The sequence below is a fragment of the Curvibacter gracilis ATCC BAA-807 genome, from assembly GCF_000518645.1.
GTDB lineage: Bacteria > Pseudomonadota > Gammaproteobacteria > Burkholderiales > Burkholderiaceae_C > Curvibacter > Curvibacter gracilis.
This window is the reverse complement of the sequence record NZ_KI912466.1, coordinates 119,667-135,291: the sequence shown is the minus strand read 5'-3', so window position 1 is coordinate 135,291 and position 15,625 is coordinate 119,667. Positions and strand designations below refer to the sequence as shown.

Annotated in this window: 11 protein-coding genes; 8 read left to right on the top strand and 3 right to left on the bottom strand. The window is 68.9% G+C overall.

Features of this window, described 5'->3' with window-relative positions:
- The first annotated feature begins 77 nt into the window (after positions 1–77).
- Positions 78–2,168, top strand: a complete 2,091-nt coding sequence (locus L880_RS0126240) for a diguanylate cyclase domain-containing protein (protein WP_051443615.1) — start codon at positions 78–80, stop codon at positions 2,166–2,168.
- Between the two features lie 32 nt (positions 2,169–2,200).
- Here L880_RS0126240 and xdhB read toward each other — a convergent pair whose 3' ends face one another.
- Complete coding sequence (gene xdhB / locus L880_RS0126235) at positions 2,201–4,519, bottom strand: xanthine dehydrogenase molybdopterin binding subunit (RefSeq protein ID WP_027478125.1); 2,319 nt, start codon at positions 4,517–4,519, stop codon at positions 2,201–2,203.
- Positions 4,516–6,126, bottom strand: coding sequence for a xanthine dehydrogenase small subunit (gene xdhA / locus L880_RS33700; protein ID WP_051443614.1), 1,611 nt, complete (start codon positions 6,124–6,126; stop codon positions 4,516–4,518). The genes xdhB and xdhA overlap by 4 nt, the downstream gene beginning before the upstream one ends.
- 137 nt (positions 6,127–6,263) lie before the next feature.
- On the opposite strand from xdhA, the gene L880_RS0126225 reads away from it, so the two are divergent.
- The 7 genes from L880_RS0126225 to L880_RS0126195 all read left to right on the top strand — a co-directional run bounded on the left by L880_RS0126225 (position 6,264) and on the right by L880_RS0126195 (position 14,312).
- Complete coding sequence (locus L880_RS0126225) at positions 6,264–7,196, top strand: LysR family transcriptional regulator (protein WP_027478124.1); 933 nt, start codon at positions 6,264–6,266, stop codon at positions 7,194–7,196.
- 58 nt (positions 7,197–7,254) lie between these two features.
- A complete protein-coding gene (locus tag L880_RS0126220) occupies positions 7,255–8,847 on the top strand; it encodes an ABC transporter ATP-binding protein (protein ID WP_027478123.1) in 1,593 nt (530 codons plus the stop codon).
- Positions 8,834–9,913 carry an ABC transporter permease gene (locus L880_RS0126215; protein WP_027478122.1) on the top strand — a complete coding sequence of 360 codons (1,080 nt, stop codon included), beginning with the start codon at positions 8,834–8,836 and terminating at the stop codon, positions 9,911–9,913. The genes L880_RS0126220 and L880_RS0126215 overlap by 14 nt, the downstream gene beginning before the upstream one ends.
- Positions 9,913–10,833, top strand: coding sequence for an ABC transporter permease (locus L880_RS0126210; RefSeq protein WP_027478121.1), 921 nt, complete (start codon positions 9,913–9,915; stop codon positions 10,831–10,833). Before L880_RS0126215 ends, L880_RS0126210 begins: the two co-directional genes overlap by 1 nt.
- Before the next feature lie 87 nt (positions 10,834–10,920).
- Positions 10,921–12,081 carry a BMP family ABC transporter substrate-binding protein gene (locus L880_RS0126205; protein WP_027478120.1) on the top strand — a complete coding sequence of 387 codons (1,161 nt, stop codon included), beginning with the start codon at positions 10,921–10,923 and terminating at the stop codon, positions 12,079–12,081.
- A 94-nt stretch (positions 12,082–12,175) separates the two neighbouring features.
- A complete protein-coding gene (locus L880_RS0126200; RefSeq protein WP_027478119.1) occupies positions 12,176–13,156 on the top strand; it encodes an aromatic ring-hydroxylating dioxygenase subunit alpha in 981 nt (326 codons plus the stop codon).
- 103 nt (positions 13,157–13,259) lie between these two features.
- Complete coding sequence (locus L880_RS0126195; protein ID WP_027478118.1) at positions 13,260–14,312, top strand: adenosine deaminase; 1,053 nt, start codon at positions 13,260–13,262, stop codon at positions 14,310–14,312.
- On the opposite strand, the gene L880_RS0126190 is transcribed toward L880_RS0126195, so the two are convergent.
- Positions 14,272–15,579 (bottom strand): MFS transporter, encoded by a 1,308-nt coding sequence (locus L880_RS0126190; protein WP_051443613.1) that lies wholly within the window; start codon positions 15,577–15,579, stop codon positions 14,272–14,274. The two genes, L880_RS0126195 and L880_RS0126190, sit on opposite strands and share 41 nt — an antisense overlap.
- Positions 15,580–15,625: the final 46 nt, after the last annotated feature.

Sequence of the window (15,625 nt, the reverse complement as noted above, 5' to 3'; positions counted from 1 at the left end):
TTTTTGCCGGTGTCTCGTCCTGATTGCTGCTGGGTATGTGTCAAGACGGGCGCTGCTGTGGGTGGAGGCCTGCGGCTGTGACATGGACACGCTGGGCGCGGCGCCTGGGCGCAGGGCTGCATCGGGCCACCGACACGCTCAAGCTGCGGGTGGTGGTGGTGGCCGTGCTGTCGGGCTGGCTGGCCAGCGCGGTGTCGGTCTTCTTCATCCTCCAGGCCAGCGAGCACGAGGCCCTGGGCAGCGCCAGCCGCCAGCAGGCGCAGGAGCTGCAGTTGCTGGCCGCCCTGCTCGATGCCCGATTGCAGAACATCGAGGCCCTGCTGGTCCTACTGGGGCAGGCCGTGAGCCCCGAACGCCTGCAGCATCCCGCCGGCCTGCCAGAGGCCTGGGCGCAACAGCGCCAAGCCTTTCCCGTGTTTGATTTTCTGGACCTGGCCCGGGCCGACGGTGTGCCCGTGTTGCGCCATGTCCAGGCCCCGGCGCTGCCTCAGTCGCTGGATGTTGCGGTGGAGCAGGTCCGCCTGCAGGCGCTGGCCGATGGTCAGGCCCATGTGTGGGCCCCCGTGGGGCGCTGGCCAGATGAAAAGCCCCTGGTCCTGCTGGCCCAGCCCCTGAAGAACGCTGCGGGCCAGCTGCAGGCGGTGTTGGTGGGCGGGGTGTCGCTGTACTCCGCCCAACTCCTGCCGCCCCAGCTCACCCGGGCCACGCTGGGGGGCGAGGCGGTGATGGTCTTCAATGCCGACGGGGTCTTGCTGGCCCATCCCAGCGCCGCCAGGCTGCTGGGGCAGGCCCACGAGGAGCCGGGTCTGGCCGGGTTGCTGACCCGCTGGAAGGCCCAGGGCAGCCCGATGGCGACCGAGGCACAGAGCCTGTTGGACGCCCGCCACCTGAGCAGCCTGGCTGGCCTGTCGGTGGCCCCCTGGGGCGTGGCCCGGGTCACCCCCCTGCAGCAGGCCCTGGCCCCTTACCAGGAGGTGGGGCGCTGGGCCTGGTGCTTGACCGCCGGTGTGGCCCTGGTGTGTGCCGCGCTGGGGGGCTGGCTGATCCTGTGGCTGACGCGGCCCATCAGCCAGGTGCTCCGGCGCATGCACCAGGTGCTGGACCGCTCGGTGCCGGCGGCACGCAACTGGCCTCAGGTGGGTGGCGAGCTGGGGCAGTTGGTGGCCATGCTGCGCCAGGTGGCCACGGCGCAGGAGCGCGAGCAGCAAAGCCTGCGCGTGATGGTGGGGCAGTTGGAGGCCATTCTCGAGCACGCCTCGGTGGGCATCGTGGTGACGCGCCACCGCACGCTGGAACTCTTGAGTCACCGGGCCAGCGCCATGATGGGTTATGCCCCCGGCGAGCTGCATGGGCAGCCGGCCCGTGTGCTGTACCCCAGCGATGCCGCCTACGAGGAACTGGGGCGCCAGGTGCGTGAGCAGTTCGGCGGCCAGGGCTTTTTTGACGGTGAGCTGGTGTTCCGGCGCAAGGATGGCCACGATTTCTGGGTGCACATGCTGGGCCGCGGTGTGGTGCCGGGCGACCCCGAGGGCGGCACGATCTGGATCTTTGACGACATCACCGCCGAGCGCGAGGCGCGCCGCGCCCTGTCCTGGAGCGCCAGCCACGACAGCCTGACCGGTCTGGTCAATCGGCGTGAGCTGGAGCATCGGCTGCTGCTGCAGTTGCAGCATCGAGTTCAGGCCGGTCCCGCGGCCCTGTCGCGAGACGAGGCGGGTGAGGTGGCTGAGGCTGGGGGCTGTGTGCTGTTTGTCGATCTGGACCACTTCAAGGCCGTCAATGACCTGGCTGGCCACGCTGCAGGCGACCAGGTGTTGCGCCAGGTGGCCCGGGTCATGGAGGGCCTGGTGCGCCAGACCGACACGGTGGGCCGCCTGGGCGGGGATGAGTTTGCCCTGTTGCTGCCGGGCTGCACGCTGGAACGCGCCACCCACATCGCCGAGGCCTTGCGCAGCCACATCGAGGCCCTGCCTATCCATCTGCCCCTCGAGCAGGGCACCCAGGCCCATGCCATCGGCTGCAGCATCGGTCTGATCGAGCTGGGCCCGCAGTACCCCGACGTGGCCGCGGTGCTGCATGCGGCCGACATGGCCTGCTACCAGGCCAAGCGCGGCGGGCGCAACCAGGTGGTGGTCACGCGGGCCGGGCTGTCGGTGGCGGGCGGCTGAAGGCCCGCTCTGCCCTCACTTCATCGCCGGCTTCAGGGCAGGTTCAGCGCCTGCAGCACATGCTCCGCCGTGGCCGGGGCCTCCAGTTGCACCGGGCCCGGGCGGCCCGCCAGGCTGCGCGCCTGGGCCAGGGCATCCTTCAAGGCTTCGAACACGCTGATGGCCAGCATGAACGGGGGCTCGCCCACCGCCTTGCTGCCCAGCACGTTGTCCTCGCGGTTGGGCTCGGGCCACAGGTCCACCTTGAAATGCGCCGGGATGTCGCCGGTGGCCGGGATCTTGTAGGTGCTGGGCGCGTGGGTGGCCAGGTGACCCTTGTCGTTCCAGACCAGCTCTTCGGTGGTCAGCCAGCCCATGCCCTGCACGAAGCCGCCCTCGATCTGACCGATGTCGATGGCCGGGTTGATGCTGTGGCCCACGTCGTGCAGGATGTCCACCTTCAGCACCCGGCTCTCGCCGGTCAGGGTGTCGATGGCCACCTCGGTGCAGGCCGCGCCGTAGCTGAAGTAATAGAAGGGGCGCCCGGTCAGCGTGGTCTTGTCGTAATGGATCTTGGGCGTGCGGTAGAAGCCGTCGCTCCACAGCTGGATGCGGTTGGCGTAGGCCATCTGCACCACGTCCTCGAAGCGCCGCGTGGCCACCGGCGAGATCACCTGTCCATCGACGAAGCGGATGGCGCCCGCGCCGCAGCCATCCAGCCCGCAGACAAAGCTGGCCAGGTTGTCGCGCACATGGCGGGCGGCAAACTGGGCGGCCCGGCCGTTCAGATCGGTGCCGCTGCTGGCCGCGGTGGCGCTGGCATTGGGCACCTTGGCGGTGTCGCTGGCGCTGACCCGCACCGTCTCGAAACGCACGCCCAGTTCGTCGGCCACGATCTGCGCCACTTTGGTGTGCAGGCCTTGCCCCATTTCGGTGCCACCGTGGTTCACCAGCACGCTGCCGTCGGTGTACACATGCACCAGGGCGCCGGCCTGGTTGAACAGGGTGGCGGTGAAGGAGATGCCGAACTTCACCGGCGTGATGGCCAGCCCGCGCTTGAGCACCGGCTCGCGGGCGTTCCAGGCCTCGATGGCCTGGCGGCGCTCGCGGTAGCGGGCGGTCTGCTCCAGGCGGCTCAGCAGGGGCTCGAGGATGTTGTCCTCCACCGTCATCTGGTAGTGGGTGACGTTGCGATCGTCGATGCCATACAGGTTGGCGCGGCGCACATCCAGCGGGTCCAGCCCCAGGTGGCGGGCAATGTCGCCCAGGATGCTCTCGATCACGATCACGCCCTGCGGCCCGCCGAAGCCGCGGAACGCGGTGTGGCTCTGGGTGTTGGTCTTGCAGCGGTACGAGACGATCTCGACGTCTTCTAGAAAGTAGGCGTTGTCGGCATGGAAGATGGCGCGGTCGGCCACCGGCCCGCTGAGGTCGGCGCTGAAGCCGCAGTTGGCCAGCATCTGCAGCTTGAGGCCGCTCAGGCGCCCGCGTTCGTCAAAGCCCACCGTGTAGTCGTAGGCAAAGGGGTGGCGCTTGCCGGTGACCATGAAGTCGTCGTCGCGGTCCAGGCGCAGCTTGACCGGGCGTTTCAGCTTGTGCGCGGCCACCGCGGCCCACACCGCCAGGTGGCCGGCCTGGGTCTCCTTGCCGCCAAAGCCACCGCCCATGCGCCGGCATTCGACCCGCACATCGTGGTTGGCCAGGCCCAGGGCGTGGGCCACCCAGTGCTGCACCTCGCCGGGGTGCTGGGTGCTGGAGTAGATCCACCACTGGTGTTGCTCCAGCGGCAGGGCGTAGGCGATCTGGCCTTCCAGGTAGAAGTGCTCCTGACCGCCCACCTCAAGGCTGCCGCTCAGGGTGTGCAGGGCGCCTTGCAGCGCGGCCTCGGGCTCGCCGCGGCGCACCGTGACCGGGGGCAGCACATAGCTCTGGGCCGCGTGCGCGGCGCGCGGCGTCAGCACCGCGGGCAGGGCTTCGATGTCGGCCTTCACCAGACGGGCGGCACGGCGGGCGGCCATCACGCTGTCGGCCACCACCAGGCCCAGCACCTGGCCCACGTGCTGCACGGTGTCGAAGGCGAACACCGGCTCGTCGTGGGCAAAGGCGGCCAGCAACTTGTCGCCGGGCACATCGGCCGACACGATCACATCGCGCACGCCGGGCACGGCCAGGGCGGCCCGGGTGTCCAGCCCGCGCAGGCGGCCATGGGCCACGGGCGAGAGGATGGGCGCGGCGTGCAGGGTGCCGCGCACCTCGGGCAGGTCATCGATGTAGGTGGCGGCACCGGCCACCTGGGCGGCGGCGCTTTCGTGTTGCTGGGAGCGGCCTGCGGCCAGTGTCTGGGGTTGGTGGGGGCTGGTGCTGGCGTTCATGCGGCCTCCTTGCGGGTCAAAGGCTGGGCCCCGGACAGGGGTTGCGTGTCGAGGGTGGCGGGGTCCAGGCGTTGCAGCTCCACGGTCTGCAGGCCCTGGCTGTCCAGCCACAGGCGGCGCAGCAGGTTGCCCAGCACCTCGCGGCGGTAGGCACTGCTGGCGCGCATGTCGGAGATGGGCGAGAACTCGCCGCGCAGCACCTCGGTGGCGGCGGCCACGGTGGCCTCGGTCCAGGGCTGGCCGGCGAGTGCGGCCTCGGTGGCGCGGGCCCGCACCGGGGTGGCGGCCACGCCGCCCACGCCGATGGAGGCGCTCTGCACCCCACCCTCGGCCAGGTGCAGGCGCAGCACCAGGCACACGGCCGAGATGTCGTCATCCTGGCGCTTGGAGATCTTGTAGGCGCGCAGCAGCTCGCCCGGGGCGGGGCGGGGCACCTTGATCCAGGCCAGCAGCTCGTCGGGCCGCATCACGTTCTGGCGGTAGCCGGTGTAGAGCGATTCGAGCGGCATTTCACGGTGCACGATGCGGCCCGGGCGGCGGCCAGAGCGATTGCCCGGTGCGGGCTCCCAGCGCACCAGCACCACGTTGGCGCCCAGGGCGATCAGCAGCGGCATCGAGTCGCCGATGGGCGAGCCGTTGGCCACATTGCCGCCCAAGGTGCCCGAGTTGCGCACCGGCAGGCCGGCAAAGCGGGCGGCAAAGCCATGCAGACCGGGGCGGTCGGCCTCCAGCGCGGCAAAGGCATCGGCCAGGGGCACGGCCGCGCCGATCGCGATGTGGTGGGGGTAGGGCTCGACGCGCCGCAGCTCGGCGGCCCGGGTCACGTCCAGCACTTGCTTGAACTGGCGGTGCTGCTTGGTCACCCACAGCCCCACATCGGTGCAGCCGGCCACCACCTGGGCCTGCGGGTGCTGCTGGCGTGCCTGCAGCAAGGCCTGCAGGGTGGTGGGGGCCAGGTAGCTGGGGCCTTCCGCGCCATCCGCTGGCTCGGCTGGCTCGGCTTGCAGGGCGCGCAACTGCTGGGCCAGGGCGGCCTCGTCCACGCGTCGGCGCGGCAGGTCGGCCATGGCCTCGGCGGCATCGAAGATCGGGCGGTAGCCGGTGCAGCGGCACAGGTTGCCCGACAAGGCCTCCACCGCCTGGGTGCGGCTCACGGGCTGGCCCTGCTGGCAGACCTGGTTCTGGTAAAGCCCGAACAGGCTCATCACAAAGCCCGGGGTGCAGAAGCCGCATTGCGAGCCATGGCACTGGACCAGGGCCTGCTGCACCGGGTGCAGGGCCTCGGCCTCGGGTTCTCCTGCGTCGGGCTTGATCAGCGGGTCTTGCGCCAGGTCTTCGGCCGTCCACAGCGCCATGCCGTCGACCGAGTGGGCCAGGCGGATGCAGCTGTTGATGGCACGGTATTTGATTGCATCCGGGCCTTGAGCTGGGTCCAACTCGCCCAGGACCACGGTGCAGGCGCCGCAATCGCCTTCGCCGCAGCCTTCCTTGGTGCCGGTGCAGTGCAGGTCTTCCCTGAGCAGCCCCAGCAAGGTGTGAGTGGGTGTTACATTGCCCAGCGAGACAAGCTGGCCACGGCGCAGAAAGCGAATCGGTCTGTGTTGCATGGGTGGTGTGTGATCCCTGGAGTGGTGTTTGGCAGCCTGGGGAAATCCCCTGGATGACTGCCGTCTGGTTCAGAGGGTAGGGCGAGCCATGGTCGCCAGCATAAGCGTTGACGTATGACAAGAATGCAGCCCCTGCTATGAGAGACCAAGCCCTTTTCGACAAGATAGACCTCCATTTGATAAGGGTCTTGCACACCGTGTTAACCGAACGCAGCGTTTCTCGCGCCGCCATCCGCCTGGGGATGCACCAGCCCGCCGTCTCGGCGGCGCTGAAGCGCCTGCGTGATCTGGCCGACGACCCGCTGCTGGTGCGCTCGGGCTCGGGCATGACGCCCACCGACGCCGGCCTGCGCATGGTCGAGCCGGCCGCCAGCATCCTGCGGGCGGCCGAGGTGCTGTTCACCGATGTGCGTGGCTTTGACCCGCGCACGGCCAGCAACACCTTCCGGGTGGCGGCCAGCGATTACCTCGACCCGCTGTTCCTGCCCCAGCTGGTGTCGCAGATCAAGGTGCAGGCCCCGTTCTGCCAGATCGAGATCCACCCGCTGTCGGCCGACACGCACTACCACGCCCACCTGTCCCAGGGCCAGCTCGACGTGGTGATCGGCAACTGGCCCAAGCCGCCCGAGGACCTGCACATGGGGCGCCTGTTCGGCGACGAGGTGGTGTGCCTGGTGGCGGCCGAGCACCCGGCGGTGCGCCGGGGTTGGGACCAGGCCGCCTGGCTGGCCTCCGAACACATCGCCCCCACGCCCACCCACCCCGGTGCACGGGGTGTGATCGACGATCACCTCGACACGCTGGGCGTCCAGCGGCAGATCACGGCGCGCTGCGCGCATTTCAGCCTGATCCCGGCCATGGTGGCCTCCAGCCTGCTGGTGCTGACCACGGGCCGGCAGTTCTGCGAACGCTTTGTGGACCGCTACCCGCTGCGCATCCTGCCCTGCCCGGTGGCCTTTCCGCGGCTCATGTATTACCAGCTCTGGCACGAGCGCACGCACACCTCGGTGGCGGCGGCCTGGCTGCGCGACCGGGTCAAGTCGGTCGCCGCTTCGCTTCGAAAAGAGTAGCAACAGATCCCCCACAGGAGCCCCTTGTGACCCGCCAAACTTTGAGAAAATCCGCGGCATGAACACGCACGCTTCACCCCCGCCCAGCGCCCGCCTGGTGCTGCAGGGCATCACCAAGCGCTACCCCTCGGTGGTGGCCAACAGCGGGGTCTCGCTGACCGTGCAGCCCGGCGAAACCCATGCCGTGCTGGGCGAGAACGGCGCCGGCAAGTCGACCCTGATGAAGATCATCTACGGCTCGGTCAAGCCCGACGAGGGCACGGTGCTGTTCAATGGGCAGTCCGTGAATGTGCGCAACCCGCAGGAGGCGCGGGCCCTGGGCATCAGCATGGTGTTCCAGCATTTCAGCCTGTTCGACACCCTGACCGTGGCCGAAAACGTGTGGCTGGGCCTGGACAAGCACTTCAAGCTGGCCGAGGTGACGCGCCGCATCACCCAGAAGGCCTCTGAATACGGGCTGGACATCGACCCCAGTCGCCCGGTGCACACCCTGTCGGTGGGCGAGATGCAGCGGGTGGAGATCATCCGCGCCCTGCTGACCGACCCCAAGCTGCTGATCCTGGACGAGCCCACCTCGGTGCTGACCCCGCAGGCGGTCGAAAAGCTGTTCGTGGTGCTCAAGAAGCTGGCGGCCGAGGGCTGCAGCATCCTCTACATCAGCCACAAGCTGCACGAGATCCGTGAACTCTGCACCGCCTGCACCGTGCTGCGCGGCGGCAAGGTGACCGGGGTGTGCAACCCGGCCGAAGAATCGAATGCCTCGCTGTCGCGCCTGATGATCGGTGCCGAGCCGCCGGCACTCGAACACCGGCCCGCCAAGCTGGGCGCCACGGTGCTGGGGGTGTCGGGCCTGTCGCTGCCGCGCCTGGACCAGTTCGGTGTCGACCTGATCGACGTGAACCTGGAGGTGCGCGCCGGCGAGGTGGTCGGCATTGCCGGCGTCTCCGGCAACGGCCAGCAGGAGCTGCTGTATGCCCTGTCGGGCGAAGACACGCGTGCCGCGCCGGCGGCCATCAGCGTGGCCGGGCAGGCGGCCGGCCAACTGCCACCGCAGCGGCGCCGTGCCCTGGGCCTGTATTTCGTGCCTGAAGAGCGCCTGGGCCGGGGGGCGGTGCCCACCATGGGCCTGGCGCACAACCTGCTGCTCACCCGCGACGAGGCGGTGGGCGGGGGCGGCTGGCTCAAGCTGGGCGCCCTCGAGGCGCAGGCGGCCGACATCATCCGCCGCTTCAACGTCAAGGCCGGTGGGCCCCAGGCGGCGGCCAAGTCGCTGTCGGGTGGCAATCTGCAGAAGTTCATCGTGGGCCGCGAGATTGACGCCAAGCCCCGGCTTTTGATCGTCTCGCAACCCACCTGGGGGGTGGATGTGGGCGCGGCGGCCCAGATCCGCGGCGAGATCCTGGCCCTGCGCGATGCGGGCTGCGCGGTGCTGGTGGTGAGCGAGGAGCTCGATGAATTGTTCGAGATCAGTGACCGGCTGCATGTGATCGCCAAGGGCCGTCTGTCGCCCTCGGTGGCGCGCACCCAGGCCACGGTGGAAAAGATAGGCGAATGGATGAGTGGACTCTGGAATGAAGACGTGCAGGCCCACCTGGCCGAACTGGACCAGGCCCATGGTGCCGCAGCGGAGGTGAGCCATGTTCAAGCTTGAACCCCGGCCGCAGGCCTCGCGCTGGTGGGGCCTGGGCTCGCCGCTGCTGGCGCTGGCCATCACCGTGCTGATCGGTGTAGCCTTGTTCATGCTGCTGGGCAAAGACCCGCTGCGCGGGCTGCAGGTGTTCTTCTGGGAGCCCCTGAAAAGCGCCTACGCCATCGGCGAGTTGATGGTCAAAGCCACGCCGCTGCTGCTGATTGCACTCGGCCTGGCCGTGTGCTACCGCTCCAATGTCTGGAACATCGGGGCCGAAGGCCAGTTCGTGATCGGCGCGCTGGCCGCGGGCGGTGTGGCCCTGCTGGCCGACAAGGGCACGGGCAGCTGGATCATCGTGCCCATTTTGCTGGCCGGCGTGCTGGGCGGCATGGTGTGGGCCGGCATCACGGCGCTGCTGCGCGACCGCTTCAATGCCAGCGAGATCCTGGTCAGCCTGATGCTGGTGTACGTGGCCGTGCAACTGCTGAGCTACCTGGTGTTCGGCCCCTGGAAAGACCCGGCGGGCTACAACTTTCCGCAGACCCGCATGTTCGATGCGGCCACCCAGATCCCGCGCCTCATGAAAGGCTCGCGCGTCAGCGTGGGCCTGCTGATCGCGCTGGCCGGCTCGGCCGCGCTGTGGGTGTTTTTGTTCCGCACCAAGGCGGGCTTTGCCCAGCAGGTGGGCGGGCTGGCCCCGGCTGCGGCGCGCTACGCAGGCTTTTCGTCGCGCCGCGCCCTGTGGCTGGCGCTGCTGGTGTCGGGCGGCGCAGCCGGCCTGGCTGGCGCGCTGGAGGTGGCCGGCCCGATCGGCCAGCTGACGCCCTATGTGCCGGCGGGCTACGGTTTTGCCGCCATCATCGTGGCCTATGTGGGGCGTCTGCACCCGGTGGGCATGGTGTTTTCGGCCATCCTGATGAGCATGTTCTACATCGGTGGCGAGCTGGCGCAGTCGCGCCTGGGCCTGCCCAAGTCGCTGACCGGGGTGTTCCAGGGCCTGCTGCTGTTCTCTTTGCTGGCTTGTGACACGCTGATTGCGTACCGGGTCCGTTTTGTCACCACGCGTTCCACGGGAGGGGCCCGCTGATGGAGTCCTATGCACTGCTTCTGGGGGCCACGCTGAATGCGGGCACCGTGCTGGCCATTGCGGCCCTGGGCCTGCTGATCAACGAAAAGGCCGGCATCGTCAACCTGGGCGCCGAGGGCCTGATGCTGTGTGCGGCCATCGCCGGCTTCGCCACCGTGTCGCACACGGGCAGCGACTGGCTGGGCTTTGCCGCCGGCATGGGTGCGGGCGCCGTGCTGGCCGCGCTGTTCGGTGTGCTGGTGATCTGGCTCAACACCAACCAGTACGCCACCGGGCTGGCGCTGAGCCTGTTCGGGGTGGGCTTCTCGGCCTTTGCCGGCATCAACTACGTGCAGGCCAAGCTGCCCGAGCGGCCGCAGTTCTCGATCCCGCTGCTGGGCGACATCCCGCTGCTGGGCCAGGCCTTGTTCCGCCAGCACCCGCTGGTGTATGGGGCCATCGCGCTGATGCTGGGCCTGAGCTGGTTCCTGTACCGCTCACGCGCCGGCCTGGTGCTGCGCTCGGTGGGCGAGTCGCCCGAGTCGGCCCACGCGCTGGGTTACCCGGTGCGGCGCATCCGATTGGGGGCGGTGGTGGTGGGCGGCGCGCTGTGCGGCCTGGCTGGCGCCTTCATCTCGATCTCCTACACCCCGCTGTGGGTGGAGGGCATGGTGGCCGGGCGCGGCTGGATCGCCCTGGCCCTGACCACCTTCGCCACCTGGCGCCCGGCACGGGTGTTGCTTGGGGCTTATCTGTTCGGTGGCGTCACCATGCTGCAGTTCCATCTGCAGGGGGTGGGGGTCAACGTGCCCAGCCAGATCCTGAGCATGCTGCCCTACCTCGCCACCGTGGTGGTGCTGGCCCTGATCTCGCGCAACCCGGTGTGGATCCGCGTGAACATGCCGGCATCACTGGGCAAGCCTTTCTATCCCGGCGCCTGAAGCGGGGCAAAGGCCTTGCTGTTTTGTTTTTCCTGACTGGATAATCAATTTTTCAACCCTCGTCACCGACCTCAACAAGGATTAGACATGACTGACCTGAACAAACGCTCCCTGCTCAAGGTAGCCGCCCTGTCTGCGGTTGCCGCAGCGGCCCTGGTGGGTTGCGGCAAGAAGGAAGAGCCGGCACCGGCGCCTGCTCCGGCCCCGGCTGCAGCTGCCCCGGCACCCAAGCCCGAGCCGCTGAAGATCGCCTTCGCCTACGTCGGCCCGGTGGGTGATGGCGGCTGGTCCTTCGCCCACGACAACGGCCGCAAGGCGCTCGAAAAAGAGTTCGGTGACAAGGTCCAGACCTCGTTCGTGGAAAGCGTGCCTGAATCGGCCGATGCCGAGCGCGTGCTGCGCGACATGGCCGGCCAGGGCAACAAGCTGATCTTCGGCACCACCTTCGGCTACATGGAGACCATGCTCAAGGTCGCCGCCGACACCCCGGACGTGAAGTTCGAACACGCCACCGGCTACAAGACGGCGCCCAACATGCGCACCTACGACAGCCGCACCTACGAAGGCGCCTACATGGCCGGCGTGATCGCGGGCGCCATGACCAAGACCAACACGCTGGGCGTGGTGGGCTCGGTGCCGATCCCCGAGGTGATCCGCAACATCAACAGCTTCACCCTGGGTGCCCAGAGCGTGAATCCGAAGATCAAGACCAAGGTGGTGTGGGTGAACGAATGGTTCAGCCCGCCCAAGGAAACCGAAGCCGCCACCGCCCTGATCAACGGCGGCGCCGACATCCTGTTCCAGAACACCGACTCGCCGGCCGTGCTGAAGACCGCCGAAGAAAAAGGCAAGCGTGCCTTCGGCTGGGATTCCGACATGACCGCCTACGGTCCCAAGGCCCACCTGGCCTCCTCGATCATCAACTGGGGCCCTTACTACATCAAGGCCACCAAGGACGTGCTCGAAGGCAAGTGGGAAACCGGCCAAAGCTGGTGGGGTGTGAAGGAAGGCGCGATCGACCTGGTGTCGATCGCCGAAGACGTGCCGGCTGAAACCAAGGCCAAGGTCGAAGAGATCAAGAAGGGCCTGACCGACGGCAGCTTCGCGATCTGGAAGGGCCCGATCAAGGACCAGGCCGGCAAGGAACTGCTGAAGAAGGACGAAGTGGCCGACGACAAGTTCCTCGGCGGCATCAACTTCTACGTCAAGGGCGTGGAAGGCAAGGTCCCCGGCGGCGACAAGAAGTAAGACTGAACCCCTGTGGGCCTCGGCCCCAGGCCTTGCAAGAGCTGCCTCCGGGCAGCTCTTTTCGATTGGGGTGTTGAAAAGTTCAGGAGTAGCCATGGAAACAACTCTTTGGCACCCGGTGGCCTTGGCCAGCGCGGTGCAACCCGGCCCGGTGGCCGTGACCCTGCTGGAGCAGCCTCTGGTGCTGTGGCGTGACGCCGATGGCCGGGTGCAGGCCTGGGCCGATCGTTGCCCCCACCGGGGTGCGCGCCTGTCGCTCGGCCAGGTGCAGGCGGGTCGGCTGGAATGCCCCTACCACGGCTGGCAGTTCGAGTCGGGCGGGCGCTGCGTGCAGGTGCCGGCCCTGCCGGATTTCACGCCCCCGGCCTCGCACTGCGCCACCGCCCACGCCTGCCGCGAAGCCCATGGCCTGGTCTGGGTGCGGCTGGAGGCCACCGGCGAAGACCCGGGACTGCCTCCGTTCGAGGCCGAGGCCGATGCCGCCCTGCGCAAGATGAATTGCGGCCCCTACGACGTGGCGGCCAGCGCCCCGCGCATCGTCGAGAACTTTCTGGACATGGCGCATTTCTCGTTCGTGCACGAGGGCTGGCTGGGCCTGCGTGCGCGGCCCGAGATCGATGCCTACGAGGTGCACGACACCCCGCGGGGCCTGCGCGCCACCGGCTGCAAGGCCTGGCAGCCCCAGTCCAACCTGCATTCCACCGCGCCGGCCCAGGTGGAGTACGGCTACGAGGTGACCGACCCCTATTGCGCCTTGCTGACCAAGGTGCCCGAGGCCGGCACCACGGCGGTGGCAGGGTGGCGCGAGTCGATCGCGCTCTACATCTGCCCGCTCACGCCCGAGACCAGCCGGGTCTGGTTCCGCCTGGCGGTGGCCGATTTCGAATCACCCGACGAGAAGCTGGCTGCTTTCCAGCACACCATCTTCACCCAGGACCAGCCGGTGCTCGAGTCGCAGACCCCCAAGCGACTGCCGTTGGACCTGCAGGCCGAACGCCATGCCGCCACCGACCGGGTGTCGGTGGCCTATCGCCGCATGCTGGCGCGCCGCGGTGTTCGCTTCGGCGTGATCTGACGCAGCGCAAGACAGCGCATCGGCCAGGGCCGCAGGGCGGGAAAACGCTCTGTCGCGCCCTGGGCGCTGTGGTAAAAAACTTCAAACTCTCCGGAAGGCCCCCATGTTCAAGATTCCCCACATCGCCCCAGCCCGCCTGCCCGAGCTGCTGCGCCGCATGCCCAAGGCCGAGCTGCACATCCACATCGAGGGCTCGCTCGAGCCCGAGTTGATCTTTGCCCTGGCCCAGCGCAATGGTGTGAGCCTGCCCTACGCCGATGTGGACAGCCTGCGCCGGGCCTACGCCTTCACCAACCTGCAGAGCTTTCTCGACATCTACTACGCCGGCGCCAGCGTGCTGCTGCACGAGCAGGATTTCTACGACATGGCCTGGGCCTACCTGCAGCGGGCCGCGGCCGACCACGTGGTGCATGCCGAGCTGTTCTTCGACCCCCAGACCCACACCGCCCGCGGCGTGCCCATGGCCACCGTGATCCAGGGCCTGCACCGGGCCTGCACCGACGCGGCCAGCCAGCTGGGGGTGGATGCCTCGCTGATCCTGTGCTTTCTGCGCCACCTCAGCGAGGAAGACGCCCTGGCCACGCTGGAGCAGGCCTTGCCCTGGCGTGAGCACTTCATCGGCGTGGGCCTGGATTCGAGCGAGCTGGGCCACCCGCCCGAAAAGTTTGCCCGCGTGTTTGCGCGCTGCCGCGAGTTGGGCCTGCGCCTGGTGGCCCACGCCGGCGAAGAAGGCCCGCCGGCCTACATCTGGAGCGCCCTCGACGTGCTGAAGGTCGAGCGCATCGACCACGGCGTGCAGGCCCTGAAAGACCCGGCCCTGATGCAGCGCCTGGCCCAGGACCGCATCCCGCTGACCGTGTGCCCCTTCTCCAACGTCAAGCTGTGCGTGTTCCCCGACCTGGCCAGCTCGAACCTGCGCCAGCTGCTCGATGCGGGCCTGGTGGCCACCGTCAACTCCGACGACCCGGCCTACTTTGGCGGCTACCTGAACGACAACTTCGTGCAGACCTTTGCCGCCACCGGGCTGGACGCCCACCATGCCTACACGCTGGCGCGCAACAGCTTCGAGGCCAGCTTTGTCACCGAGGCCCAGCGCCACCAGTGGGAGCGCGAGCTCAAAGAGGTGTTCCTGAGCTTTTCCGAGAACGATTACTGACACTGGCCCCAGGCCCCAGCAACAAGGGACCGGCCAGGGCCGCGCAGGCGCTGGCCGCCAGCCACACCGCGGGCCAGCCCTGCCACTGCAGCAAGCCGGGCAGTACGCTGGGGGTGACAAAGCACACCACAAACACCCAGGTGTTGGCCAGGCCCAGGGCGGTGCCGGATTGCCGGGCCCCGGCCAGGGTGGCCAGTTCGGCATAGGCCACGCCGTGCCAGGCCGACACCACGAGGCCGGCCAGCACCAGGCAGGCGGCCAGCAGCAGTGGGAGCGCTTGGGGCGTGCGGGTCAACAGCCCCCAGCCGCCGCCCGGTGATGCCTGTTGCAGGGCACTCAGCGCCGCCAGGCCCAGGAACACCGCGATCACCGCAGCGACGCAGGCACGCAGGTAGGCCGGGCGGTTGCCGTGGCGATCGGTCCAGCGGCCGCTCCACACCCGCAGGCCCATGGCGCCCACCTGCACCAGCGCCATGGCCCCGGTGCAGGCCGGCAGGCTGAGGCCGCCGAAGTCGTGCAGGAAGACCGTGCCGAACGAGATCACGGCGAATTGCGGCGCGCACAGCAGGCCGATGCCGCTGGCCAGGCGCCACACCCGGCGGTCGCGCAGGGCGCGTGGGGCCGGGGCCAGCGGGCCGGCACCCGGGGCGGGGGCGTCATGGGCGGGCTCGTGCACCCAGGCCGCACACAGCAGGGCCGCTGCGCCACACAGGCCGGCCAGCACCCCGAACAGGCAGGCAAAGCCCCCCTGCCAGGCCAGCCAGGGCAGCAGCAAGGCCCCCACGCCGCCGCCCAGGGGCACGGCGGTCTGGCGGATGCTCATGGCCAGGCCGCGCTCGGAGGCCGGAAACCAGCCCATCACGGCCCGGCCGCTGGCGCCATTGACGCTGCCCCCCAACAGGCCCACCCCCAGCAAGCCGGCGCCCAGCGCCCACAAGGGGGCGCCCGGCGCGGCCCACCCGGCCAGGGCGAGCAGGGCCAGTGCGGTGCCGCCCAGGCCCGCCAGCAGCACGGGGCGGTCGCCCAATCGGTCGGTCAGCAGGCCCCAGGGCAGTTCGCTCAGTGCGATGCCCAGGCCCATCAGGCCCAGCATCAGACCCAGCTGGGCGTTGTCGAGCTGGTAGGCCTGGCGCAGCAGCACGGCCGTCATGGGCAGGCCACTGAAGGCCACGGAAAAAGCCGCATTGGCCGCCACCCCGGCGGCAAGCACTTTCCATCGGTGAAGCGGCGGGCGGGAGACCAGGGGCAAGGGAAGGGGACAGGACATGGCCCGCAGTGTGGGCTGGCACAATGATTTTGAAAATCAGAAAATT